The organism is Paenibacillus sp. FSL R7-0333 (genome assembly GCF_038000365.1).
Classification (GTDB): Bacteria; Bacillota; Bacilli; order Paenibacillales; family Paenibacillaceae; genus Paenibacillus_AQ; species Paenibacillus_AQ silagei.
The window spans coordinates 1,100,205-1,125,394 of record NZ_JBBOBZ010000001.1; the positions used below are offsets into that span (position 1 = coordinate 1,100,205).

General features: G+C 50.9%; 25 protein-coding genes, 4 tRNA genes and 1 CRISPR repeat array (1 of these 30 only partly in view). Of the genes, 24 read left to right on the top strand and 5 right to left on the bottom strand.

Annotated features, from left to right (window positions below):
- A CRISPR array of direct repeats spans positions 1-197; the repeat unit is 32 nt; unit sequence GTCGCTCCTCGTGCAGGAGCGTGGATTGAAAT; it begins 1,234 nt to the left of the window's first position.
- Between the two features lie 277 nt (positions 198-474).
- Entirely contained in the window at positions 475-1,608 is a 1,134-nt protein-coding gene (locus tag MKY86_RS04570; RefSeq protein ID WP_340826363.1) for a GGDEF domain-containing protein, read from the top strand.
- A gap of 1 nt (position 1,609) precedes the next feature.
- On the opposite strand, the gene MKY86_RS04575 is transcribed toward MKY86_RS04570, so the two are convergent.
- On the bottom strand, positions 1,610-2,188 hold the full coding sequence (locus MKY86_RS04575) for a CGNR zinc finger domain-containing protein (protein ID WP_340826365.1): 579 nt from the start codon (positions 2,186-2,188) through the stop codon (positions 1,610-1,612).
- 165 nt (positions 2,189-2,353) lie between these two features.
- Between MKY86_RS04575 and MKY86_RS04580 the strand changes: the two genes are divergently transcribed.
- Positions 2,354-2,848, top strand: a complete 495-nt coding sequence (locus MKY86_RS04580) for a DinB family protein (protein ID WP_036723331.1) — start codon at positions 2,354-2,356, stop codon at positions 2,846-2,848.
- Between the two features lie 151 nt (positions 2,849-2,999).
- Here the strand turns inward: MKY86_RS04580 and cmpA are convergent, their stop codons facing one another.
- Both cmpA and MKY86_RS04590 read right to left on the bottom strand, forming a co-directional pair.
- Positions 3,000-3,137 carry a cortex morphogenetic protein CmpA gene (gene cmpA / locus MKY86_RS04585; protein ID WP_143803736.1) on the bottom strand — a complete coding sequence of 46 codons (138 nt, stop codon included), beginning with the start codon at positions 3,135-3,137 and terminating at the stop codon, positions 3,000-3,002.
- A gap of 119 nt (positions 3,138-3,256) precedes the next feature.
- The gene (locus MKY86_RS04590; RefSeq protein WP_036697237.1) at positions 3,257-3,616 is read right to left on the bottom strand and encodes a hypothetical protein; all 360 of its coding nucleotides are present in this window, start codon (positions 3,614-3,616) and stop codon (positions 3,257-3,259) included.
- A 119-nt stretch (positions 3,617-3,735) separates the two neighbouring features.
- On the opposite strand from MKY86_RS04590, the gene MKY86_RS04595 reads away from it, so the two are divergent.
- Positions 3,736-4,221: a SprT family protein gene (locus tag MKY86_RS04595; protein WP_076079655.1), complete on the top strand. Its 486-nt coding sequence runs from the start codon at positions 3,736-3,738 to the stop codon at positions 4,219-4,221.
- Here the strand turns inward: MKY86_RS04595 and MKY86_RS04600 are convergent.
- Entirely contained in the window at positions 4,218-4,859 is a 642-nt protein-coding gene (locus tag MKY86_RS04600) for a pentapeptide repeat-containing protein (RefSeq protein ID WP_076079640.1), read from the bottom strand. The genes MKY86_RS04595 and MKY86_RS04600 overlap by 4 nt on opposite strands.
- A 26-nt stretch (positions 4,860-4,885) precedes the next feature.
- Entirely contained in the window at positions 4,886-5,320 is a 435-nt protein-coding gene (locus MKY86_RS04605; protein ID WP_445669892.1) for an Lrp/AsnC family transcriptional regulator, read from the bottom strand.
- A 132-nt stretch (positions 5,321-5,452) separates the two neighbouring features.
- Between MKY86_RS04605 and MKY86_RS04610 the strand changes: the two genes are divergently transcribed.
- The 21 genes from MKY86_RS04610 to MKY86_RS04710 all read left to right on the top strand — a co-directional run bounded on the left by MKY86_RS04610 (position 5,453) and on the right by MKY86_RS04710 (position 25,182).
- Positions 5,453-6,205 (top strand): MBL fold metallo-hydrolase, encoded by a 753-nt coding sequence (locus tag MKY86_RS04610; RefSeq protein WP_076079642.1) that lies wholly within the window; start codon positions 5,453-5,455, stop codon positions 6,203-6,205.
- Positions 6,206-6,330: 125 nt separating this feature from the next.
- Positions 6,331-6,406, top strand: a tRNA-Asn gene (locus tag MKY86_RS04615).
- 6 nt (positions 6,407-6,412) lie between these two features.
- A tRNA-Ser gene (locus tag MKY86_RS04620) sits at positions 6,413-6,501 on the top strand.
- A gap of 350 nt (positions 6,502-6,851) precedes the next feature.
- Positions 6,852-7,856 (top strand): Gfo/Idh/MocA family protein, encoded by a 1,005-nt coding sequence (locus MKY86_RS04625; protein WP_076086728.1) that lies wholly within the window; start codon positions 6,852-6,854, stop codon positions 7,854-7,856.
- Positions 7,857-7,899: 43 nt separating this feature from the next.
- Positions 7,900-8,823 (top strand): helix-turn-helix domain-containing protein, encoded by a 924-nt coding sequence (locus MKY86_RS04630; protein WP_076086731.1) that lies wholly within the window; start codon positions 7,900-7,902, stop codon positions 8,821-8,823.
- Positions 8,824-8,836: 13 nt separating this feature from the next.
- The gene (locus MKY86_RS04635) at positions 8,837-9,919 is read left to right on the top strand and encodes a Gfo/Idh/MocA family protein (RefSeq protein WP_076086734.1); all 1,083 of its coding nucleotides are present in this window, start codon (positions 8,837-8,839) and stop codon (positions 9,917-9,919) included.
- Between the two features lie 440 nt (positions 9,920-10,359).
- The gene (locus MKY86_RS04640; RefSeq protein ID WP_036723345.1) at positions 10,360-11,265 is read left to right on the top strand and encodes a branched-chain amino acid ABC transporter permease; all 906 of its coding nucleotides are present in this window, start codon (positions 10,360-10,362) and stop codon (positions 11,263-11,265) included.
- Between the two features lie 12 nt (positions 11,266-11,277).
- Positions 11,278-12,246, top strand: coding sequence for a branched-chain amino acid ABC transporter permease (locus MKY86_RS04645; protein ID WP_076086737.1), 969 nt, complete (start codon positions 11,278-11,280; stop codon positions 12,244-12,246).
- Complete coding sequence (locus MKY86_RS04650) at positions 12,215-12,997, top strand: ABC transporter ATP-binding protein (protein ID WP_076086757.1); 783 nt, start codon at positions 12,215-12,217, stop codon at positions 12,995-12,997. Before MKY86_RS04645 ends, MKY86_RS04650 begins: the two co-directional genes overlap by 32 nt.
- A gap of 4 nt (positions 12,998-13,001) precedes the next feature.
- Positions 13,002-13,703, top strand: coding sequence for an ABC transporter ATP-binding protein (locus MKY86_RS04655; protein ID WP_036723349.1), 702 nt, complete (start codon positions 13,002-13,004; stop codon positions 13,701-13,703).
- Positions 13,704-13,777: 74 nt separating this feature from the next.
- Positions 13,778-14,974: an ABC transporter substrate-binding protein gene (locus MKY86_RS04660; protein ID WP_076086759.1), complete on the top strand. Its 1,197-nt coding sequence runs from the start codon at positions 13,778-13,780 to the stop codon at positions 14,972-14,974.
- A gap of 177 nt (positions 14,975-15,151) precedes the next feature.
- Positions 15,152-16,285 carry an alanine dehydrogenase gene (gene ald, locus MKY86_RS04665; protein WP_076086762.1) on the top strand — a complete coding sequence of 378 codons (1,134 nt, stop codon included), beginning with the start codon at positions 15,152-15,154 and terminating at the stop codon, positions 16,283-16,285.
- A 169-nt stretch (positions 16,286-16,454) separates the two neighbouring features.
- A tRNA-Glu gene (locus tag MKY86_RS04670) sits at positions 16,455-16,529 on the top strand.
- A 4-nt stretch (positions 16,530-16,533) separates the two neighbouring features.
- A tRNA-Leu gene (locus MKY86_RS04675) sits at positions 16,534-16,616 on the top strand.
- Between the two features lie 651 nt (positions 16,617-17,267).
- Positions 17,268-17,738: a DUF6323 family protein gene (locus tag MKY86_RS04680; RefSeq protein WP_076082374.1), complete on the top strand. Its 471-nt coding sequence runs from the start codon at positions 17,268-17,270 to the stop codon at positions 17,736-17,738.
- On the top strand, positions 17,738-19,177 hold the full coding sequence (locus MKY86_RS04685; protein ID WP_076082377.1) for a DUF6179 domain-containing protein: 1,440 nt from the start codon (positions 17,738-17,740) through the stop codon (positions 19,175-19,177). Before MKY86_RS04680 ends, MKY86_RS04685 begins: the two co-directional genes overlap by 1 nt.
- A gap of 222 nt (positions 19,178-19,399) precedes the next feature.
- Entirely contained in the window at positions 19,400-19,942 is a 543-nt protein-coding gene (locus tag MKY86_RS04690) for a GNAT family N-acetyltransferase (protein WP_083685558.1), read from the top strand.
- Between the two features lie 58 nt (positions 19,943-20,000).
- Positions 20,001-20,273, top strand: a complete 273-nt coding sequence (locus MKY86_RS04695; protein ID WP_076082379.1) for a hypothetical protein — start codon at positions 20,001-20,003, stop codon at positions 20,271-20,273.
- A 140-nt stretch (positions 20,274-20,413) separates the two neighbouring features.
- Entirely contained in the window at positions 20,414-21,958 is a 1,545-nt protein-coding gene (locus tag MKY86_RS04700) for a response regulator (RefSeq protein ID WP_340826389.1), read from the top strand.
- Between the two features lie 2 nt (positions 21,959-21,960).
- On the top strand, positions 21,961-23,691 hold the full coding sequence (locus MKY86_RS04705) for a cache domain-containing sensor histidine kinase (RefSeq protein ID WP_076082383.1): 1,731 nt from the start codon (positions 21,961-21,963) through the stop codon (positions 23,689-23,691).
- Positions 23,692-23,835: 144 nt separating this feature from the next.
- Positions 23,836-25,182 (top strand): ABC transporter substrate-binding protein, encoded by a 1,347-nt coding sequence (locus MKY86_RS04710; protein WP_076082385.1) that lies wholly within the window; start codon positions 23,836-23,838, stop codon positions 25,180-25,182.
- Positions 25,183-25,190: the final 8 nt, after the last annotated feature.

Consider the following 25,190-nt stretch of genomic DNA (forward strand, 5'->3'; position numbering starts at 1 on the left):
ACCCGAGAAACAGATGTATTTGTAGAAGTCGCTCCTCGTGCAGGAGCGTGGATTGAAATCAGGGCACCATGGGCGCGGGCTTTATCAATGTGCTGACGCGTCGCTCCTCGTGCAGGAGCGTGGATTTAAATAAGCAGATGCTTGAAGATGATGGTCCAATTATGTGTCGCTCCTCATGTAGGAGTGTGTATTAAAAGTGGGGGGAATCGGCACTATCACAGGGATGGTCTGGCCTGTCCTTATGTACGAGCATGTATTGAAATCGCACAAAGAATAATCGCCCTCATACAAGCACATGCCCCCAAACTCCCAACCCTACGTCCTTTCGCCCCCGATACTTCACCCTTCCACTAACCCACTTTCTCCCCCCACCCCCCGTACATATCCCACAAGTGAGTATCCGACCCGGACCCTGGCATGTTAAAATAGGAGAAATGTGTACATCCTAGTGTGAATTTAATCGGGGGGCAACAGGTGAGAGCGTGGAGATTGAGAGATTACATGGGCCCTTCGGAGACTTCGGCGCACCGGCAGGCGAAGTGGGTCAAGCGGTTTCTGTATACGTATTGGCTGGTGATTGCTCTGCATTTCCTGGCCCAGCTGGGGTCTTTTGTATGTTTGCCGTATCCCATGGGAGCGCATGAATTCTACTATGATGTGCTGCTTTATCCGACGCTACTGATGAGTGCGGTGGTCGGGTTGACGCAGCTGGTGGATGTTGCGGCACCGAAGTATTCCTTCGTGCTGCTGTTTGTGGCGGGGACGATTATCGCGATGATGATTATTCATCTGAATATGGATATCCGGATTATCGGGGCGTTGATGCTGCTGCCGATTATAGCGTCAGCGATCTTTTTTCGGCTGGATCTGACCTTGTTTACGTCTGCCCTCCAGGCGGCTGCGTTCTTTATTCTGTACCGCTGGGATTACTGGTTCAAGTATTATCTGACGGATTTCGACCTGATTGCGATCCCGCTCTTCCTGCTGGTCGGCACGCTGGTGGCGGGGATTATCATCATTAACGGGCGTGAGCTGGCAAGCGATCTGGAGGCTACTCTGACGGCGAAGCAGGACCTGATGATTGAGAATGCGGTGATCCGCAAGCTGTCTACCACTGATGCACTGACAGGACTGTATAACCATATTTCTTTTCATGAATTCTATGAAAAAGCGCTGGAATACGGCAGCCAGGGCGCCCCGTTCCATCTTGCGCTGGTGGATATCGATAATTTCAAGCAAATTAACGATAAATATGGACACCGTACGGGGGATCTGGTGCTGGCCCGGGTCGCGCAGATCATCAAGGAGCATCTCTCTGCGGCAGACATTGCTGCCCGCTACGGCGGGGAGGAGTTTGCGGTGTTGTTGTTCGAGAAGAGCTTCGAGGAGGCTTATACTCTTATGGATTGGATACGCCACCAGCTCTCGGAGACGCTACATGAAGAGATGGAGAACGGGGCGGTGACCGTCAGCATTGGCCTCAAGAGCTATGCCGAAGGCACCACCAAAGAAACGCTCTTCGAAGAAGTCGATAATCTCCTCTATACGGCCAAGCACTCCGGCAAAAATACTACGCTGACCCCGCTGACCCAGCGGAACGCTGTGTAGATTACTCCTTTGAAGCTTCATCCTCCGCCGCTTTTTTGCGTGCCCGGAACCGCCGGACCTTCATCAGATTCCCGCACAGCTTGTCGTCGCAGTACCGCTTCGAGCGGTTGCGGGTATCGTCGTAATAGACCCAGAGACAGTCAGGATTCCCGCAAATGCGGAAGCGAGAAGGTTCTTTCTCCAGCAGTGCAGCCGCAAAAGAGGCGGCAATCTCCGCCATCACCTGCCCCCAATCCGCACCCTGCGGCTGGAGGGAGATCTCTGCGTCACCTGCGGGCGTCCAGACCACACGGCGAACAACCGGCCCGTTGCCCATGTATACATTGAGCTGCGCAAGCAGCGCTGTAGACGGAGATTCTCCCGCGACCAGCCGCTGCAGCTCGTCCCACAACAATCCGCGCAGTCCTTTGAGTTGCTCCAGCTCCTCCGGCAACATAGGCCCGGCCGCCGGCAGCTTATGCTCCTCCAGCCATTCCCCCAGCCACTTGGGGTCTTCCAGCCGGTCCTGGTCCGTGCTCCGGTCACTAGTCCGCCAATTCCGCCAATAGCTGTTCATGAAATCTACCCACAGCACGTTCATCGGTCCTTTCGTTTCTTCCTTCCCTTGATTGTAACAGTTCAACATAAGTTTTGCTAGTTACTTGATCCGCTCCTGCAAATATGTTACATTGCTCATGTAACTGTTATTCGGGTTGTTTAGTCGTTACCGAAGCATGTACACCCACAAATTACAGGAGGGATACAGGTGGAAAACAAAATTAGCGATGTGCTGATCGAGAACTGGGATTATGCGATGGATATTGAGGATTGGGCACCGCCGCTTAGCGCTGCGCTGGAGGGTGTGACCAGTGAGCAGGCTCTCTGGAAGCCGGAGGGCGCTGCGGGTAATTCAATCTGGGAGAATGTGAATCATCTGACTTATTATAAGGAGCGTCTGCTGCGTAAGCTTAAGGGACTGGAGAAATTGCCTGATCTGGAGAGCAATGATGCTACATTCACTGTAACAGGAAGCGGGGAAGAGGACTGGAAGCAGGCGGTAGACAAGCTGAAGTCCATTCATGCCTCGCTGCGCGAGATTATTGTAGCTCTGGAGGAAGGCGCATATGAATGGGGTGGCTCCGGACATGCGCCGGGGGAAGAGGTAATGAGCCTGATTCTGCATGATGCTTATCATACGGGACAGATTGTACTGGTCCGCAAGCTGCAGGGCTCCTGGCCGGGCACACGCCGTTTCGATTAAGCATTATTATCACCTTCGGAGTTCTGTTTTTCCTGGTGAAATACGTATTCCCGATGTTTAAATAAGCCGGCTGCCAAGCGCAGACTTGGCCGGATTTACGCCAAAAAGCCACGATGCCCCTTAGGGGATCGCGGCTTTTTTTTGACATAACCTATACGTTCTTCTGGATCATCTCGTGGGAATCGGCGGTATTCCGGTAAAAGAACCAGCATTCATTCAGCAGTCTAATCTGACGGCAGTCCTTCTTGAAATAGGCCTTCATGAGCTGTTGGCGAAGCCATTGTGGCAAGGGTACCCCTCCTCTGCATGCTTCCTGTGTATAGATAGCATATGGGGGAATACGCCCAAAGGTGCACGGTTAGTTTCAGGTAGCCAAGCCGAATTTCACAAGGCCGCCCGGAACCAGCGTTACTGCACCCGTTCTTCTTCCTCTTCATACCATTGTTCCAGCTGGGCCTGGAGCGCCCGGATTTCGGTTAATAGTGAGATCAGCGGGTAATGCTCCTCCTTAATGGAGGCAAAAGCCTGCTCCAGCCGGTTAATATACGCCAGCCCCGACTCCAAGTGATGCTCTTCTCGCAGCAGCTCCAGCGCCTCGCATTCGGCCACCGCCCGCGGCAGTCCGGGTACATTCTCGGCTGTCAGCTTGTCGATTTCTTTGTTCAGGCGAAGATTGAGGGCGCTTAGCTGGTAAGCATATTCCTCCGGCATCTCCACGAATAGCAATTCCTGATCCTGCTGCATAATTACATAACGCATTCTAGGCATCTTTCATTCTCCCTCCGGACTTGTCTTCCTTCTTGACAGTGTAGCGTATGGGCAAGTTACAATTCAAGTAGTGATCTAATTTCAGGTGGAGAGGACCGTGAAGGAACGCTATGACCAGTATGAGCAACGGAGAGCTGCAGCAATGGATTGAGCAGGTGTCACTGAAAAGCTTTGGCGTGCCTTTCCGGCATACGGCGAGCTTTAACAGCAGACTTACGACAACCGGCGGACGATATTTTACCAAGAGCCATAATATAGAGATTAACCCCCAGCAGCTGGCGATGTACGGACGGGAGGAGACGGAGCGAATCATCAAGCACGAGCTCTGCCACTACCACCTGCATCTGGCGAAGCGGGGATATATGCACCGGGATGCTGATTTCAAAACACTGCTGGCCCGCGTAGGCGGCAGCCGGTATTGTCAGACCCTGCCGGGCGCCAAGGCCCGTAAGCCGCAGCCTTACCGGTATAAGCTGGTATGCATCACCTGTGCCACTGAATATCTGCGTAAGCGCAGGGCCGATCCAGGGCGGTACCGCTGCGGTAAATGCTCCGGCAAGCTGAAGCTGATTACGCTAGAAGCCGGCGCGGGTCCGGCCACTTAATTTTTGATAACCAGACCTAGTAGTCCGGCAAAAGAAGCCGCCTGCTCCGCAGAGATGATACAGCCCTCCAAATCCTGGAGATCCACTAGAAGGCCGGTGAACTCGCAGTCGCTCAGGTCAACGCCCTTCAGCTTGCATCCGGCCAGCGTGGCCTGCTCCAGATTACATTCCGAGAAATACAGGTCTTTCAGGGTGGACTGGTAATAATCCGCGCTGACCAGCGAGCTGCGCTCGAAGGAAGCCCCTTTGAAGTTGGCGAAACGAAACACCGCGAACTCCCCGATACATCCGGTAACCGATACATTTTGAAACCGCGCTCTGGTGAAGTCTGTACCGATCATGCGGCAATCCCTGAATTCGGTCCGGTGGATGAAGGCCTCGCTGAAATCCACATTGGACAGGTCGCAATGATCGAATATCACATCGGTAAGCTCAATACGCTGCAGCGAGGATTCCGTGATGGTGACGTTTTTGAAAAGGGTCTTATCGAAGGCTACTCGGGTAGCCTCCTGATATTCAATGAGCGCCCCTTCAATGAGGCAGCGGCTGAATTCGTCTTTTGAAGCAAGAGTGTGAATATCCTGCGGCGTAAGCAGCCCGGGATCTGGGATTCTGGGTGGTTCTATCTTGTTACTCATGTCGGCCTCCTTGGCATTTCTTATCCTTATTTAATCTGGCCCATGTCCAGGTTGATCCGGTAATTCCCATACTTCAGCAATTCGTCCAAAAAAGCGGTCAGCGCGTCCTGATCCACAGTGCGCACCCTCATCCAATAACAGCCTTCCCCGCTGATGCGGTACAGCTCGGTGACACTCTCATGGGATTTCGCAAAAGCCTGAAAAGGCGGATGATCCTTGTTGCTGCTGAGAAAAACCGTTATAAAGGCATGAGTGTTCTGACCCATCCGCAGCGGGTTATAACGGATGGTGTAGCCTTCAATGATGCCAAGCTCCCGCATTCTGCGGACACGTGCGCCAACAGCCTGGCCGGTCAGATGGACCATCGCCCCGATATCCTTATGGCTTAAGGTGGAATCATCGATAAGGAGCTGGAGGATGCGATAATCGGTATTGTCGATGAGATTAGGGGACATATTCATGAATTCCTTTCGGGCTGAAAGCAGAACGTAAGAATCTCTTTCGCGGCACAATGTCTTCTGTTCTTGCGCTGATCTATACTTATTGTATCAGAATTTGAACTTAAGGAAGACATCCGGGAAGAGGTGCATATGATGAAAATAAAGCTGATCCGCCACGCCACTCTATGGCTGGAATACGGCGGTGCGACGTTTCTGATCGATCCTATGCTGAGTGTGCAGGGCGTGAATCCGCCGATTATGAATTCGGGCGATGACCGCCGGAATCCGCTGGTGCCTCTGCCGGGGCCTGTTCAGCAGTGGCTGGAGCCGGATGCTGTGCTGGTGACGCATCTGCATCAGGATCACTGGGATGCAGCAGCAGTAGAGCAGTTGTCCAAGGAGTTGCCGGTGTATTGCCAGGAAGGTGATGGGGAGCGAATTGCTGCCCAGGGCTTTGGGCGTGTTACAGAAATTATGGATACCGGCTCTGTGTCCGTCGGCGGTGTGACCCTGACACGTACAGGCGGGCATCACGGGACAGGGGAGATAGGAGAATTAATGGGTAAGGTCTCCGGCTTCGTCTTCCGGGCGGAGGGCGAACCTGTGCTGTACCTGGCGGGAGATACCATCTGGTGCGAAGAGGTTCAGCAGGTGATAGCGGGGCAGACACCGGAGGTCATTATAGTCAATGCCGGAGGTGCCAGCTTACTGAGCGGAGGCCCCATTACCATGAATGAACAGGATGTGGTGGAGGTATGCCATTGCGCTCCGGCTGCTTCGGTAATTGCTGTGCATATGGATACGATTAATCACTGCCATGTAACGAGGGAGCTATTGAAGCAACGCCTTGAACAGGAAGGCTTACTTAGCCGTGTGGCTGTTCCGCTTGACGGAGAGTGGGTCTGACATAAGCGACACCTATAGGGATACCCTACAGATAGGTAGAGTTTGTAAACGATCTCATAATCTCTCGCTACGCGCTTGACTAACCTGTAGAATCATGATAAATTAATCCTTGTTCATGTTAATGTTCCCTGATAGCTCAGTTGGTAGAGCACTCGACTGTTAATCGAGTTGTCACAGGTTCGAGTCCTGTTCGGGGAGCCATTACTTGGAGAGATACCCAAGTGGCTATAAGGGGACCCTCTGCTAAGGGGTTAGACTGCGTAAGCGGTGCGAGGGTTCGAATCCCTCTCTCTCCGTTCTGAAATACTTCATTGCCAGGGATGAGAAGCCTCAATGGTTCGTTGGAGCATAAGCTTCGTGAGGAACTCTTCGCAATCTCTCGCGTAGCGAGAGTATCCCTCTCTCTCCGTTCTGATTAAACTTCCCTGCCAGGGATGAGAACCCTCAGTGGTTCGTTGGAGGAGCTCATGTTGAGCTCCTTTTTTGCGTCCTTTAGCGGGAACGGCTGAACCTCGGAGCGGTACGATATCCTTGTCTGATGTCGTAATTCCATATAATTGATGTCGCATTTATCTACTAAAAATCCTGCTTATTATATGATACTTTATAGGTGATGTCAGAATAATGTATATGGAGGTGCAGGCGGGTGAGCTTTAGGATTGGCAAGATCAGCTATTGGCATGTACATGCCTGGGATTATACGAAGCAGGCTCAGGAGCATAGCGATACGGAAATTACTGCGGTATGGGACGAGGATGCGGAGCGGGGCAGGAAGGTGGCAGAGAGCTTGAATGTCCCGTTCTATGATTCTTTGGAGGACATGCTTGCCCGGAAGGATATCGATGCCGTGATTGTCGACGCGCCAACCCATATGCACCGGGAGGTCATAATTGCGGCGGCCAGAGCAGGCAAGCACATTTTCACTGAAAAGGTTGTAGCTGCATCGCTGAATGAGGTTAACGAAATCCTCTCCGAGGTCGCGGAGCATGGAGTGAAGCTAACCGTGTCTCTGCCGCGGCTAAATGACGGTTACACGTTATCGGTTACAGACATTCTAAGCCAGGGACTGCTTGGGGAGATCACTTATGTCAGAGTCCGTTTATCCCATAACGGCGCAACGGCCAACTGGCTTCCCGAGCATTTCTATAGCCTGGAGCAATGCCAGGGCGGGGCTTTGATTGATCTGGGATGTCATCCCATGTACCTGACCAGGCTGTTTCTGGGTCAAGAGGTGACCGGGGTCAGCGCGAGCTTCGGATATGTGACGGGCAAGGAAGTGGAAGACAACGCAGTTGCGACGCTCTATACGGATTCGGGAGCAATCGGTGTGGTGGAAGCTGGCTTCGTGAACAGCTATTCCCCTTTTACCATAGAAGTGCATGGAACGGAAGGAACTCTGCTTTATGGTACGCCTGAAGCGAAGCTGCTGGTTAGAAGTAATAAAGCAGCAGATCAAGGGGCTGCCTGGAACGATACGCCTGTGCGGGCCAACCGGGACAGCGCTTTTGAGCAATGGGTTGGCCACATCCAGAACAACACGCTTGCTTCTGACAATATTCAAGCGGCAACGGAGCTTACCCGGTTAATGGAGGCGGCGAATCTCTCGGCGAAGGCAGGACGGGTGGTCCGGTTAGCCGAACTGAAATCTTAATCAGTTATCCGGGTACAGAGCGTAGCTCAAGCAGGAGGTTAACATGAGCCCTTTTCCCTTCGAGATTATGTTTGAGAAGATGGATCTGCTGGAAAGACTGGATATTTCCATCCTGTGGGGACATTATGAAATTTCTGTTCTCCGGTTTCATTTGACCTCTTTTCCCCCGGGGAAGGTCATTGATTTCCATAACCATGCTGAATTTGAATTTCATTTCATCCCGCAGGGCAAGGGAACGGTCATTCTTGGGGATCAGCAGTATCCTTTATCGGAGGGAATGCTCTATTTGACCGGACCGGGCGTTATGCATCGTCAGGAAGCAGATGCGGAAGAGTCGATGGAGGAGTTATGTCTGCATATCCATATTGCGGAGAAGAAGAGGGACGATGCAGACCCATGGGAGGTTGCGGAAGCAGAGGAATGCGTGGAGAAGCTGAAGAGGCTGCCGCTGATCCCAGCGCAGGATTATCACAGGGCGATGAAGTGTTTTCTGGAAGCCTATGAGGCCTGTGACGGCAAGCTTGCGGGATATTACACCTCTATCAAGCATCTCGTGATCAGTATCCTGCTGAAGGTAACCAGAGCATATGATGCAGGCGGGATGGGAGCTGCGGCACCCGTACGGGATATGGTGACCTACCGCTATCAATATGCCGTTCAATACATGGAAGCGAATTATTCAGCAGCCGTGACGCTGGAGAATGTTGCCGAGAAGCTGAATATCAGCCCGAGGCAGCTACAGCGGATATTTAAGCAGGTTGATCCGGATCAACCCTTCAGCCGGATTCTTGAAGAGATCCGGTTGAAGGCAGTGTGCAGCAAGCTTGAAGCCAGCAGCCTGTCGATTGAACATATCGCGGAGTCCGAGGGGTTCACCAATGCTACCTATTTGCATTCGGTATTCCGCAAGCGGCTGGGCATGACCCCGGCTGCCTACCGCAAGGCCCGAAAAATACATGAACAGTGAGGATGAGATGGCTATGAGCAAAGTGTATCGTGTTGGAGTGATCGGCTGTGGAGGTATTGCGAACGGGAAACATTTGCCTGCCTTAAGCAGACAGGATAAGGTTCAAGTGGTAGCTTTTTGCGATATTATCAAGGAACGGGCTGAGGCGGCTGCTGAACAATACGGCAGTGCAGAAGCTGCTGTCTATGCGGACTATCAGGAGTTATTGAAGGATGCTTCCATTGATATTGTTCATGTTCTTACTCCCAATGACGCGCATGCGGAAATATCTATTGCGGCTTTGGAAGCGGGCAAGCATGTGATGTGTGAGAAGCCAATGGCCAAAACAGCAGCAGACGCCAAACGTATGGCTGAAGCAGCGAAACGTACAGGGAAGAAGCTGACCATAGGGTATGACAACCGGTTCCGGCAAGACAGCTTGTATCTGAAAAAAGTCTGTGAAGCTGGCGAGCTCGGCCATATCTATTATGCGAAAGCACATGCCATCCGGCGCAGAGCGGTCCCTACCTGGGGTGTATTCCTGGATGAGGAGAAGCAGGGGGGCGGCCCGCTTATCGATATTGGAACCCATGCGCTGGATCTGACGCTCTGGATGATGGACAACTACAAACCGAAGGTTGTGCTGGGGACCAAATACCACGAGCTCTCCCAAAAAGAAGACGCGGCCAACGCCTGGGGACCCTGGGACCCGAAAAAATTCACCGTCGAAGACTCGGCGTTCGGGATGATTGTGATGGAGAACGGCGCAACGATTACGCTGGAAGCTAGCTGGGCGCTGAATACGCTGGATGTGGATGAAGCCAAGTGCAGCTTAAGCGGAACCGAAGCGGGGGCGGACATGAAGGACGGTCTCCGGATTAACGGGGAGAAGCATAGCAAGCTATACACGAATGAAATTGAGCTTGGTGCCGGGGGAGTGGCCTTCTATGAAGGCAAAGAAGAGAAAGCTACGGATATCGAATTAAGAAAGTGGATCGAAGCGATCGAACAGGATAAAGATCCGGTCGTGACTCCTGAACAGGCTTACGTGGTCTCCCGGATTCTGGAGGCAATCTATGAATCGGCCCAGACGGGGAAGGCCGTATATTTGGACTAACGTTACACGGCCCAGCAGAATATACCTGACAATAAGCCGACCTCCTATGTTAAGGGAGCGGCTTATTTGCCGGTTCAATCCGTTACCCCTTTAATTAATTGAAGGAATGATGCTGTAAAGAGACAAATGTTATATTAATTCCGCAGAAAAAAAGTATTGTATAAGAAAAGGAAACAACTTCTAAAACGTTCCTGCTTAAAAATCCTCTGTTTTTCTCCTGTTTTCTGCGCATTTTTCGTAAACCTACAATAACCTACCGAATCCAACATATATCATGTTATGTAATATAACACCAATAATTGAATTTTGTATTAATTTCCACAAAAATTAGTGACGATCCCTTGACCTTGTGTTAATATAAATGACATCATAATCCAAGAAAAGAGAAGCAGCACAGAGAAAGGGGTATACAAGATGAATATGGGGAGAAGGGGATGGCGATGGAGTACTTCATTCAACAACTAATAAACGGAATATCCGTAGGCAGCATTTACGCTCTGATCGCCCTTGGTTACACCATGGTGTACGGTATCATCAAGCTGATTAATTTTGCGCATGGCGATGTATTCATGGTAGGGTCGTTCATCGGACTGTACAGTGCCAAATACCTGGCGAATGCGGGATTGCCGCCTATCGTTGTACTGCTCTTGTCGCTGATGATCTCGATGACGATCAGTGCGCTGCTAGGTATCAGCATTGAACGTCTGGCGTATAAGCCGCTTCGTAAGTCCACACGGATCGCGGCGCTGATCACAGCCATTGGTGTATCCTTCCTGCTTGAATATACGGGGGTGCTGATCCTTGGGCCGCAGGCCAAGGGCTTCCCGGATATTATGGATAAGAAGCAGTATCACCTGTTTGGTTCCTCCATCCAGGTCGAATCCAATCAGATTATGATTCTGCTAACAACGATAATTCTTATGCTGGTGCTGCAATATATCGTCAGGTACACCCGAACGGGCAAAGCCATGCGGGCCGTATCCTTCGATGTTGAAGCGGCGCGGCTGATGGGCATCAACGTAGACCGCACCATTTCAGCCACCTTCGCCATCGGTTCGGCGCTGGCCGCTGCGGCGGGCGTGATTTTCGGCATGACGTACAATTCGGTTGATCCTCTCATGGGCGTAATGCCCGGGCTTAAGGCTTTTGTCGCGGCAGTGCTTGGAGGAATTGGCAGTATACCGGGTGCGCTTGTCGGCGGATTACTGCTGGGAACGGTTGAGACAGAGATTTCTTCGCTCGGGTTCTCCTCCTGGCGTGACGGTGTAGCCTTTGCGGTACTGATTCTAATCCTTATCTTCAAACCATCCGGGCTGTTCGGCAAGAATGTCCGGGAGAAAGTGTAGGGGGAAGCTGCCGTGACAAAGATAAATAAAAAATTCTGGCTGGGCATTCTTATTGCCCTTGCGTTCTATGGAATCGTAAAAGTTCTTCTAACAACAGGAATACTTAGTGATGTAAATCAGTCTATGCTGCTCCTCATCGGGGTTAATATCATGCTGGCCGTGTCGCTGAACCTGATTACCGGGATTACCGGGCAGTTCTCCATTGGTCATGCCGGGTTCATGTCGGTGGGTGCGTACACCTCGGCGATCCTTACCCTTGACTACAATGTGCCGTTCATTCCTGCGATTCTTGCGGGCGGCCTCCTGGCTGCGGTGTTCGGCGTATTGATCGGGATGCCTACGCTCCGGCTTAACGGGGACTATCTGGCTATTGCGACGCTGGGCTTCGGTGAGATTATCCGCATTATTATGCTGAATACGGAATATGTCGGCGGAGCTTCAGGGCTTAGCGGTATTCCGGCCAAGACGACCTGGACCATGCTCTTCTTTTTCACTCTGATCTCAGTCGTACTGATTAATAACTTCATTAGATCCACTCACGGCCGGGCCTGTATTGCGATTCGCGAGAATGAGATTGCCGCTGAGGCGATGGGGATCAATACGACACGCTACAAAATCATCGCCTTCACCATCGGTGCACTGTTTGCCGGTATGGCGGGCGGCCTGTCGGCCCATACGTTCTATGTTATTACGCCGGGCAGCTTCAACTTCCTGAAGTCTTTTGAAATCATCGTCATGGTGGTGCTCGGGGGGCTGGGCAGTACGGCGGGTTCTATCGTGGGTGCGGTGTTCGTTACCCTGCTGTACACCTACTTACGTGAATTCCCGGAATGGCGCATGATTATCTACTCGATTGTGCTCATTCTGATGATGATTTTCCGTCCGAGCGGCCTGCTTGGCGTAAGCAAATTCTCATTTGGCAAGTTCGGCAAAAAGGAGGCGAAGGCAAATGACGCAATCGAGAGCAGCGGTACTCCTTGATGTGAAAGCGGCCAGCCGGGCCTTCGGCGGACTGAAGGCGGTCAGTGAGGTATCCCTTCATATTGATAAAGGCGAGCTGATCGGCCTGATCGGACCCAACGGTGCCGGTAAAACCACACTGTTCAACCTGTTGACCGGAGTGTACCCGCCATCGTCGGGCAGCATTCTTTTGAACAATGAGTCTATCGGCGGGATGAAGCCCTACAAGATCAATCATAAAGGTGCTGCGCGTACGTTCCAGAACATCCGCCTGTTTACGGCTATGACCGTGCTGGAGAACGTCAAGATTGCCTTCCATCAGCATGCGAAGCACTCGTTGTTCTCTTCGATGCTACGTCTGCCGAAGCATTTCCAGGGCGAAGAGGAGATTACCCGGAAGGCGATGGATATTCTCAAAATCTTCAATCTGGCTGACCAGAGTGAGGAGGTGGCGAGCAACCTGAGCTATGGGAATCAGCGGCGTCTGGAGATTGCCCGGGCGCTTGCGGCTGGACCCAAGCTGCTGCTGCTCGATGAGCCGGCCGCCGGGATGAACCCGAATGAGACGCGTGACCTGATGAATCTGATCGCCTGGATCCGGGAGGAGTTCGACCTGACCATTCTGCTGATCGAGCATGATATGTCACTGGTGATGGGGGTCTGCAGCCGCATCTACGTGCTGGACCGCGGAATTCTGATCGCTGACGGAACGCCAGCGGAGATCCGCAACAATCCGAAGGTCATCGAAGCGTATTTGGGACAGGAGGCGTAGCGCCATGCTTACAGTACAAGGGATTAATGTCTATTACGGAGCGATACATGCTTTGAAGGAGCTCAGCATCACCGTGAAGCAGGGAGAGATCGTGACCTTGATCGGTGCCAATGGCGCCGGCAAGTCTACACTGCTTAAGACGCTCTCGGGGCTGCTGAAGCCCAAGACAGGAAGTATTGAATTCCTCAATAAATCGATAGCGAATCAGAGTGTACAGGCGATTGTCAAAGAAGGGCTGATCCATTGTCCCGAAGGACGGCGCGTATTCGCTAATATGTCGGTCGAGGAGAATCTCGAATTAGGCGCTTACCTGCAGGATGGAAGCAGCCTGGCTGCTGACTTCGAGAAGGTGTACAACACCTTCCCGCGTTTGCTTGAGCGCAAGAAGCAGCAGGCCGGAACCTTATCCGGCGGGGAGCAGCAGATGCTGGCGATGGGGCGGGCTATTATGGGCCACCCGAAGCTGCTGCTGCTGGATGAACCGTCGATGGGGCTGGCGCCGCTGCTGGTCCAGGATATTTTCCGGATTATCAAGGAAGTCAACGATGCCGGAACCACTGTCCTGCTGGTTGAGCAGAATGCCCACCAGGCGCTCAAAATCGCCGACCGTGCCTATGTCCTGGAGACAGGCCGGGTAGTGCTTGAAGGGGATGCCAAGGAAATGGCCGATTCCGATGAGATCAAAATGGCTTATCTCGGGCACTAGCAGGCTATCCATACTACAGCAGCATCACAGAAACAACATATATAAACTAAATAATCAGGAGGCTGGGAGAAACTATGAAGAAAATTGGGGCCATTATCTTGTCGACAGTATTGACTGCGGTATTAGCATCCGGCTGCGGCAACAACACAGAGAACAGCGGTAACTCTGCAAGCGGCGGGAACAGTGCCGGAGGCACGATCAAAATCGGGGCTGACCTGGAGCTTACCGGCGGCCAGGCTTCTTTCGGCGACTCGGCCTCCAAGGGCGCGAAGCTGGCGGTGGACCAGATCAATGCCGCAGGCGGTGTACTCGGCAAGAAGCTCGAACTGGTAGTAGCCGACAATGCATCGAAGTCTGAAGAAGCTACCCAGGCGGCACAGAAGCTGATCACCAATGACAAGGTCGTGACCATTATCGGCGCCTCCACTTCGACCAACACGCTGGGGATCGTTCCGGTAGCTACGGAGAAAAAGATTCCGCTTGTCTCGGTAGGGGCTACCAATCCAAAGGTTACTGTGGATGAGCGCAGCGGCAATGTCAATGAATTCGTGTTCCGCGCGGCGTTCATCGATCCGTTCCAGGGTGAGGTAATGGCTAACTTTGCGCTCGATTCCCTGAAGGCTAAGACGGCTGTTATCTATACCGATACTTCGTCTGACTACTCCAAGGGTCTGCAGAAGTTCTTCGAAGAGACCTTCAAGGCCAAAGGCGGCGAAGTGCTGAGCCAGGAGTCCTACCAGCAGAAGGATTCGGACTTCAAAGCAGTACTGACCCGAATCAAAGCAGCGAATCCGGATGTCATCTACCTGCCTGGTTATTATGAAGAAGTAGGTAAAATTGTGAAGCAGGCCCGTGAAATGGGTATCACCGTTCCATTCCTGGGCGGCGATGGCTGGGATTCCCCGCAGCTGGCGGAAATCGCCGGTGCCAAAGCGCTGGAGAATACGTTCATGTCCAATCACTACTCGCCTGAAGATACAGCTCCTGAAGTAACCAGCTTCGTAGACGCCTACAAAGCGGCTAACGGCGGAGCGGTTCCCGATGGTATGGCGGCCCTAGGCTATGATGCCCTGAAGCTGGTGGCTGATGCGATTACCCGTGCGGGTGAAGCTGATCCGGCCAAGATTACAGAAGCGCTGGCAGCGACTAAGGATCTGCAGCTCGCTACAGGCAAAATCACCCTGAACGACAAGCATGACCCGGTCAAAGCAGCAGTTGTGCTGAAATTCGTGGACGGGAAGCAAACCTTTGAAACCAAGGTTAATCCTTAAGCTGCGAAATTGCATATACTAAGGTGAAGGAACGGGGGAGCCGGTCCGCAGGAGGCCAGGGAGCCTCTTGCCTAACCTTAACCATGAAGAGGAAGGCCCCGAATGGGAGCCTTTCTTTTCGCATCTTACAGGGATACAATGTTGACTATAATAGAACAACTTTGAGGGGGAATCGGCATGATTATTGGCGTACCCGCAGAAATCAAGAATAATGAGAACCGCGTCGCCATCACCCCGGCCGGGGTGGAAGCGCTCCGTAAGGCAGGTCATGAAGTGTATATTCAAGCTTCTGCCGCAGCGGGCAGCGGCATGGGTGACAAGGAGTACTCAGATAAAGGTGCAGTGATACTCGATACGGCTGCTGAGGTCTGGAACAGGGCAGAGATGATTATCAAAGTGAAGGAGCCGCTGCCGGAGGAGTACGGTTATTTCCGCAAAGGACTGATCCTCTTCACCTATCTGCACTTGGCACCTGAAGCAGAGCTGACCAAAGCACTGGTGGATAGCGGTGTGACCGCTGTGGGCTATGAGACGATTCAGCTTGAGGACGGCTCGCTGCCGCTGCTGATTCCGATGAGTGAGGTCGCCGGACGGATGGCGGTGCAGATCGGTGCCGGACTGCTGGAGAAGCCGCATGGCGGCAAAGGCGTTCTGCTGGGCGGTGTGCCTGGCGTACAGCCGGGAGAGGTCGTCATTGTCGGCGGCGGCATCGTTGGCACCAATGCGGCCAAGATCGCGCTGGGCATGGGGGCGCGCGTCACGGTGCTGGATCTGAATGCGGGCCGTCTGCGCGCGCTGGATGATATTTTTGGCGGACGGCTGGTGACCGTGATGTCGGATTCCTATCATCTGGAGCAGGCTGTGCGCCGGGCGGATCTTCTGATCGGGGCGGTACTGATTCCCGGTGCCCGCGCCCCGAAGCTGGTTACAGAGGACATGGTGAAGCAGATGGAGGAAGGCTCTGTAATTGTGGACGTTGCGATTGATCAGGGCGGCTCGATTGAGACCATTGACCGGATCACCACCCATGAGAACCCGACCTATGTGAAGCATGGCGTGGTCCACTATGCTGTAGCCAACATGCCTGGAGCGGTCGCCCGGACCTCGACACTTGCGCTGACCAATGTGACGATCCCCTACGCGCTGCAGATTGCCAATCTGGGCATTCATGCGGCGGCAGTCCAGAGTGCGGCGCTTGCGCGTGGCCTGAATGTAGTGGCAGGACAAGTGACCAATGCTGCGGTGGCGAAGAGTCTGGGGTATGAATATGCGGATGGAATCCGCGTGCTTGCTGCTGGCGGGGAGCAATAATCGTCGGAATTAGCTAAATTGCCCTGCGGGAAGGCAGGGCAGTATGGGGGAGAATCAAGGGCTAATCGCCTGCGGTTCTCCCTACTTTTTTGTCAGAAATAATGCTTGTCAAATCGGACAAGGTTTGATATACTCATTTTTGTTGTGACAAACACATAAATGATAATATGGCTCGTTGGTCAAGGGGTTAAGACACCTCCCTTTCACGGAGGTAACATGGGTTCGAATCCCATACGAGTCACCAATATGCGGTAGTGGTGGAATGGCAGACACGCTATCTTGAGGGGGTAGTGGGTGTATACCCGTGGAGGTTCGAGTCCTCTCTACCGCATAATATGTTAAAAGCAGAAAAACCTTGATGATTCAAGGTTTTTCTGCTTTTTTTGTTTTAGGCGTGCCCAGAGGCACGCATTATCTAGTTGGTGCAAGTCCAACCAGGGGAGGGGCCAAACCACTCTTGGAGCTAGGATGCTTGCGCATAGCGAAATTTGTGTGTTAAAACATGATGTTAATGAAGTGAATCCTGTTATGTTGGGTGCCGATTCCCTCTACAATGGACGAGAGCCAAGGAGACCAACAAGCGGATGAAGTTTGTACGGTTCCGTCCTACCGGAAGAACTTTGAGAAAATTAGACGCTCGTTTGAAGAGGTGGGAGGTTAAGCAGGCAGTTGCGGATATTGCTGAAGAAGATAAAAGGTATTAGTTAAAGCTCATATCTCCATAAAAAAAAGCGGTTCTTACGTATGTAAGGCTGCTTTTTGATCGCAAATATTAAAATGAATGCAAAAAAACCAAATTTTGTTTGACAAAAAACCAAAAATATTTATAATATAAAATGCACATTATTTTTTAATATATCATATTTAAAAACAAAAGTCAAGATAATTTTTTTCTGTTTTGATTTTTTTGTGAGAGGAGTTAGAGGGATTAACAGCTTATTTCCTTGGAGAATAGCACAAATTAAATGAGGGAGGAATTCTTATGTTTTTGTCGCGTATATTCAACTCCTTAAATATTTCCATGCAGGAACAGGCTATGGTCCAGATCCTTGAGCTGAACGAGAAGACGAAAGAATATGGGCTGATGTTGTCTCCTGAAGAAGTGAAACAAATGATTCTTGCCAGGAATCAGGTGCTGATCAGCTATGGACGAGTGGAACTGAGTATTGAAGTGACTAAGGATTTAATTGAAATGTTTTCCGCGTCTCCCTATGTTCATGAGGATGACTATGCCTCTACATTGAATGAGCTGCATGAAATTTTTTACTATCTCAAAAACGAAACCGAGGACAAGATCGGAGATTACAGGCTGATTGAAATGATGAGAGAGTTCTATGACAACGACTGTGGAGGTTCTGTGGATTTACTGAAGAGCAGGCTTGAAGAGTATGCTGAAGTATTCAGGAGAGAAATACAGCAGAACGAAGCTATGCTTGAGGGAGATGATAACTAGTGGGGACAGAGGACTACAATGATTTTCAATCACTGGTCACCAGGGGGGACATCAAAAGAAAAAATCTTAAACAAAACCAGTACACGGTTTCGCTTATGAATGAAGGACTTCGCACTGGGCTGCTGAACAGTCAGGAAACATACGGTATTCAAAATAGGCTGATGCTGGTCCTGCAAAATCTGATCAAACGCTACACACAAGGAGAAAGTTCATCGGTTACCACAGAAACAGCGGAAAGCCTCCTTATCTCTATGATCTATGCAGTCGACGCTTTTCTTAAGAGTATGGAAACGCCTGAGGAGGCGATGACTTGTCTTAAAAAGGTTGATACTCAAAGCATCTACGAAAACGGTGTGAAGATTGTAAGCAAATGCTTTGAAGAGACAAAACAACTCTACAATGAAGTCAAAAAGAACAAGCTTGATGTCCCGGTAGATGCCTACAACATGACTATAGATGAGTCTTTGCCCGTATTTATGAAGAAATACGGAATCATCTTTGACGCACATAACACAATGGCTAGCATTGATTATCCTCTCGCGATCGACGATATGCGGCTTCAGGGTGTATTTTACATTAGACAATATTTAGAGCGTCTTCAGATGGAAACTAACTTTTGCCGCTTCTTCAGCCACGAAGACCTTCTCCATATGCTTGTGAATTTCGGGAGAGTAAGCCGGTTTGATTATCGTATCGAATTATTCAACATCTATGAACTAATGTTACATAATGCAGTCTTCTCTGTTATATCGGGCGGTGAGGCAAGCCAGGTTAAGATTTCGGAGTGTCAATTCGAGCGGTTGGAGCGGGAATTGACTCAGGCTACTCCGAGTCAAATTGATTTGCTTGTCCGCGAAGCGATGGTCCGTCTTAAGAATGAACTGTATATCATCGACCCTTCATTAACAGAGTACATGGATCGATGCAGAGATACGCTGGTACAACGTATCGTCAATACAGCACATTCCCGCAGCCTTCATGCCCTCATTTTAACTCGGCAGGAAGAGAGACTCAAGCCACTTGAATTTTCTTTGAATCCGGATGACCATTTGAGCGATATTGAACTGCGGAAATTGCTGGCTGAAATCATGAAGAGGGACAAGAAGGAAGATAAGGCCCTTTTAATCAAATCGAGTCTGTATTCGCTTCATGATTATTTGGATGTTTTTGAATCTGATAGTCTTTACGGGGACGAATATGAGGCGGTATTCTTTCTGTTTGGAGATACGGAACTAGCGATCTTGGCCAAGATCGTTTTTTATGAGGACCTTCGGAGCGACTTCCTGGATTTTGAAACGATTGTAGCAGACAGCAGCGGAAGCGATGGTGATTGGAGGTCACACTATATTGAATTTATGCAAAGATTGGATGTGGATCGTCTGCGGTCCATTGAGAAACTCATCAATATGATTGATTATGAGGAAATCAAATTTTATTGAGCCGAAAAAATATTCTAGGAGGGACTTCCATAATGATATTTCATACATAGAGAAAATGCTGATGACGAAGAAGTTATAATTGAATTAGACGCTATATTAATTTAATCTCATGGAAAGAAATACGTGATTTACAAAGAATTCTAACTTGATCACGCTCTAGCTGGTGACAATTACCTGAAACCTTTAGAATGGAGAAACGAAGATGAATGAAAGGGAGATCCTATGTTACTGGAAACGGAAAGGCTAATTGTTCGTGGATTTTCAGAAAACGACTGGAGCGATTTACACGAGTATTTGTCATTGGAGCAGGTGCTGAAATACGAGCCTGACGGTGTAAGCGGTGAAGAGGAATGCAAGAATATGGCCAGGGAACGTGCGGAAGGAGATTGTTTCTGGGCAGTTAGCTTGAAGGAGACCAATAAAATGATCGGTCATGTTTATTTTGGGCAACAAGAGCCTGCTGAATTTAAAACATGGATGATAGGTTACATCTTCAACCCTAATTTTTATGGAAAAGGCTATGCCACTGAGGCTTGTCAAAGAATTTTAGAATATGGGTTTGAAGCATTAGGGATTCATCGGGTGGTGGCTATGTGTAATCCTGAGAACGCGTCTTCCTGGAGATTGCTGGAGCGATTGAATATGCGCCGTGAAGGGCATTTCAAGAAAAAAGCCTTTTTCAGAAGAACAGATGACGGGCAACCCGTATGGCATGATGCGTATCAGTATGCAATTCTAAATGAAGAGTGGAGTTCTATCGTATAATCCTATCAATCTTGGAGACAATACTAGTAAACGCCTTATTGGGAGGTAGTCTACGGTAATGAATTACTCTGAGATCTATGATCTTCACCTTCGATTGTTAAAAGCTTACTCTGCCCATAACAACGGAGAGTACTCGGCCTATCAAAGGGAAATCGATTACTACACGAATCAGCTGCGTTTTGCGGAGGATATAGTGCAGCGGGTTTTTGTTCTGAACCAGCTAATCAAGATTCATGAAAAAGAGCGGGATGACCTGATCCGGTGGTGTTCAGAAGCATATTTTCATAAAAGCTACGATGTTAACGACTCACCGGATGGCAGTCTTGGATAATGCCAACCGGTGAGTTTTTTGTGTGGAAGACTCCGGCAATCGGCAATTTATTTAGGAATTCATTTCCATTGACAGCCCTTCCATGTTCCGTTATACCTGCATATATATCAGGATTGGACAGGGACGGGGGGATTTCTACAGTGAATTCATTAATTTCAGTCATGCTCGTAGATGATGAGCCGCTTGCACTAGATCATCTGTACAACTCGGTTGCTTGGGAAGAGAACGGCTTCCAGGTGGTCGCTCAGGCAACCAGCGGGCGCATGGCGCTGCGGAAATTCGAGGAGCTGCGGCCGCAGATTGTGATTACCGACATCTCCATGTCCCCTATGGACGGGCTGGAGCTGGGACGTCATGTAGTTCAGCTTGCTCCCAGGACCCGGCTGATCTTTCTCACCGCTTACCGTGACTTTGACTATGCCCGGCAAGCGCTGGAGCTGCGCGCGGCCCATTATCTGCTTAAGCATGAGATCAGCCGCAATCGCCTGTTGGAACAGCTGAAGCTGCTGAAGGAAGGTCTGGCAGCGGAGGCCGCTGAGGAAGAAGGGCACGGACATGCGCTCCATATCCTGCTTAAGGATATGTTAGCAGGCAAGTATCAGGCTCCTGCAGGAAATCAGGAATCCCGGCTGCACCGTCTCGTGGCAGATTATCAGCAGGGTCAGCCTGGACTGCTGTATTTCGAGCTGGAGGCCGCATTGAAGCTGGACGGCAGCCGGAGTAATGCACGCAGTACCACTGCCCTGGTATGGAAGAATATCGAAGAAGAGATCCGCCGTCAGACAACGGGCTTGGAGGAGCTTCAAGTTCTGGAGATGGATGAAGGCGGATACATCGTGCTGCTGAAGTTAACCTCTTCCAGCAGTCTGCTGCTCCAGCACTACAATTTGCGGCAGGCCGCAGCACAGCTGCTGGCCTGTATGGAGACCGCTTATGATGGCAACCTTCCCAGAGTGATCCTCTCAGCAGGCAATGGTGCAGAATTGCCGGACCGCCGATATTCGGCGATGAGACAGGCCTACGATTATTCCGTGTTTTTGCCGCCCGGCGGTGTGTTTCTGCTAGAGCAGGCCGTTTCTGCCGGAGAAGCTACTGGTCTTGCCCAAGAGGTCAGGCAATACCTGCTATCCCCGGAACGCAGCCTGCTGGAACGGCTGAAGACCGGTCTGGACCACATCGCCACCCAGGCCTACTTGGGAGATTTGCGCGCCGTCATAGGTGAGATCAATGGTGCAAGCCGTAAGGACGGAAGCCCCAGCCCTGATCAAGTGCTGGGTACAGACGCGCGGCAAGTAGTTAACAGCTTGTACCGGATTCTCGAAGACTGCTTGCAGCAGCCGCAGAGTCCGAAGCGGTATTCCCGCTGGGTGAACAAAGCGATGGAGTATGTTGCCGGGAATTACGCCGATCCTGATCTGTCCCTGGAGACGGTCGCAGGCCATCTGCAGATCAGCAGCATCCATCTGCGGACAACCTTCAAGCGGGAGACGGGCCAGTCCCTCCTCGACTACACGACGGAATATCGGATCGGGCTGGCGAAGCAGTTCCTGCAGACCGGTGAGTACAAGATCTACGAGGTATCGGAGAAGGTAGGGTACAAAACCAGCCAATACTTCAGCCAGGTCTTCAAAAAAACCACGGGTATACAGCCCAAGGATTTCCTGCAACAGAGGGGCAGGGAATAGCTATGCGAAAAATTAAAAATAAAATTCTTGGCAGCGTGATTCTGATCGTTACGCTGTCGGTAACGGCCATCAGTGCCCTGGCGTATGAGCAGTTCTCTTCGATTCTCGAAGCGCAGGCCCTGCGTGAGGATACCATCCATCTGGAGCAGACCACGAATCAGATGAACCATCTGATTGACGATGTGCAGAAATATGCCGCCAATATGGTCAACGATGAGCTGCTTCAGCAGTTCGCTACAAGGTTGAAGTATTCCTCTACGTATGACGAGCTTAGTGCATACCGCGATGTGGTCACTCAGCTGACCAAATTTAATGTGCTGCGTGACTACCTTGAGAGCTCGGCCATCGTCCGCTCTGATGGGAAGATTTTCTGGTCCTCGCTGTATATTGATCCGTATTTTGAACGGCTGCTGCAAGAGGACTGGTATCAGGATGCCTTGAAGAACAATGCCAAAAGCGGGTTCACAGCCCCCCATCTGATCCAGGACCCCGAGAGCAAAAAAATTGTCAGCTTCTTTATCCGTTTTGATCCCCAGTATGGTGGAGTGCTGCTTTTGAATATTGATTACGCAGCTTTTGAGAGTCTGTTCCAATACTTGGGCCAGTCCTTCGACCAGGTAGCCTGGATCGGCCCGGGTCAATCATTGCTCTATCAGCAAGGCACCGCTACAGAGCTGCCTGCCCCCACGCTGAGCGCAGACAGCCCGGACATTCAAGTTGTTAAGCATGAGAAGGGTTATTATTTGGCCAGCGCTTTTGAGAAATCGGACTGGTCCGTCTCCACGTTTACCTCCAATGAACGGTTCTATGAATGGGTGGGTTATATTGTCCGCTACTGGGCGATCTTCCTCGCCTTGTGTCTGGTGCTCTGCTTCCTGTTGTTCCTTCCCATCATCTCAAATATTATCCGGCCGATCCTGCAGATGACCAAAGCGATGAAGCAGGTGTCTATGGGCAACTATAATGTTCAGCTCTCGTTCCGCAGCAATGATGAGCTGTCTGTGCTGAAGAATGGGTTTGAGACGATGCTTGGTGATATTGAGCAGCAGATGAGCGAAAGGGTGGAACAGGAGCGCTGGAAACGTAAAATGACGGCAGAGCTGTTATTCGCCCAGATCAATCCCCATTTTATCTACAATACTCTAAATACGGTTGTGTATCTGGCCCGCAAAAAGAATTACCCGGCTATTGAAGAAATGGTTGAATCCTTCATTGGCATTCTGCATGATGCTGTCAATATCGGTGATACCAGTCTGTATATCACGGTGGAGCAGGAGATGAGCATTATCAATCACTTCGTAACGATTCAGAAGTACCGGTATGCAGACCGGTTTGAGGTAGTCTGGAGCGTAGAAGAGGAAGCGAAGGGTGACTATATTCCGAAAAGCCTGATCCAGCCGCTGGTGGAAAATGCTATTTTTCATGGATTCTCAGAGAAAGAGACTGTAGGCCATATAGAGATCATTATCCGCAAGCGCAGCGGAAGGCTGCTGGTCTCGGTCAGAGATGACGGCTGCGGCATGAGCCAGGAGAAGGCCCGGTCTATTATGAAGGGAACCCTGCCGCCCGCACGCCTCCCTTCAGGGGCTATGAAGCAGATTGGATTATGGAATATCCGGGAACGAATCGAGTATTTGTACGGGCAGGAAGGCCGCCTCGTCATCCGGTCAAGTGAGCAGGGTGGCACCAAGGTGTCTGTTCTCCTGCCCGTCCGGCAGCAACCGTCCGAGTGAAAAGCACTATCATTATTTATACAAAATCATCAGATCGTCTAATTGTTGGGTGATCCCTTCAAGCTTATAGTTCTACTATACAGACGGACGGAAGACATTACAGGAACCGCCCGCTGTCACAACAGATGCAAGGGGGATCTTAATTTGCACAATCTATTCAGTAAAAAAGCATCGGCTATAGCGCTTGTCTTAACGTTATGCTTCACCTTGGTGCTGGCCGGCTGCGGCAATGGAAGCAACAACACTTCGGGAGACTCCAGCAGCACAAACCCTGCGAATACCCCAAGTGACCCTGCAACCGCTTCCGGTAAATTAACCGTGTGGGGCTGGGACAAAGCCTGGTTCGAGGGTACCGGAGCGAAGTTCAACGAGAAGTTCCCGAATATCAAGCTGGAATTCGTCGAAGTCTCGGCGGGGGATTATCTGAAAAAAATCCAGACCTCCATCGCTGCCGGCTCGGGGCTGCCGGATATTATCTGGGGAGAAGCGGCCTTCCGCGGCGCTCTCTATGAGCTTAACGTACTGCAAAGCTTGTCCGAAGAGCCCTACAATTTCGATACCTCCAATCTGCTCGACTTCGAGCTTCCGCTGCTGACGAACAGCAAGGGAGAGCTTGTCGGTCTGGAGCAATCCGGCTCGCCTGGAGCACTGGCTTACAAGCGTGATCTGGCTAAAGAATACTTCGGGACAGATGATCCTGATGCATTGACTGCAATGTTCCCTGATTGGGATACCTTCATTGCCAAGGGCAAAGAAGTCTATGAGAAGAGCGGCGGTAAGACATTCATGCTGGGAAGCCTGATGGATGCGTATACCATCCTCTCCAACCAGGGTACAACCGCAGTTGTGGACGGAACCAAGGTGAATACTCAAGAGCTGCTTAGGATCTTCACTCAGCTGCAGTCCATCCGCGACAATAACGCAGAGGGCAAGCTGGCAATGTGGTCACCCACCTGGAATGCTTCGTATTCGCAGGACAACGTAATCTTTTATCCGTCGGCGAACTGGTCGCCAGAATTCGTAATCAAGCCTAACGACAAGGCCAGTAATGGCCGCTGGGGTCTGATGGTGCCTCCGGAAGGCGGATATCCATACGGCGGTACTACTATCGGCATTTGGAAGGACAGCAAGAATAAAGATGCGGCCTGGGCGTATCTCAACTGGCTGTTAGGCACGGACGAAGGCGCTGAAGCCAACTTCGCCGTCTCCGATTACATTTTGCCGCTGAAATCCTTCTTCAAGGATACCTCCAAGCTGTCTTCCGGGGCAGATGAATATTTCGGCGGACAGGATCTCGGCAAGTTCTGGGTAGAGAAGGTGTTCCCGAACATGAAGTCCAAAGCGGTGACCAAATACGACCAGGATATCTATAGCTCCTCTGAGCTGGTGCTGCAGGTTATGGCGCAGGATAACAGCTTCGATGCCAAGCAGGCCCTGGATAAGTGGGAAGAGCAGCTGAAGAAGAACCACCCTGAGCTGACATTTGAATAGACCATATA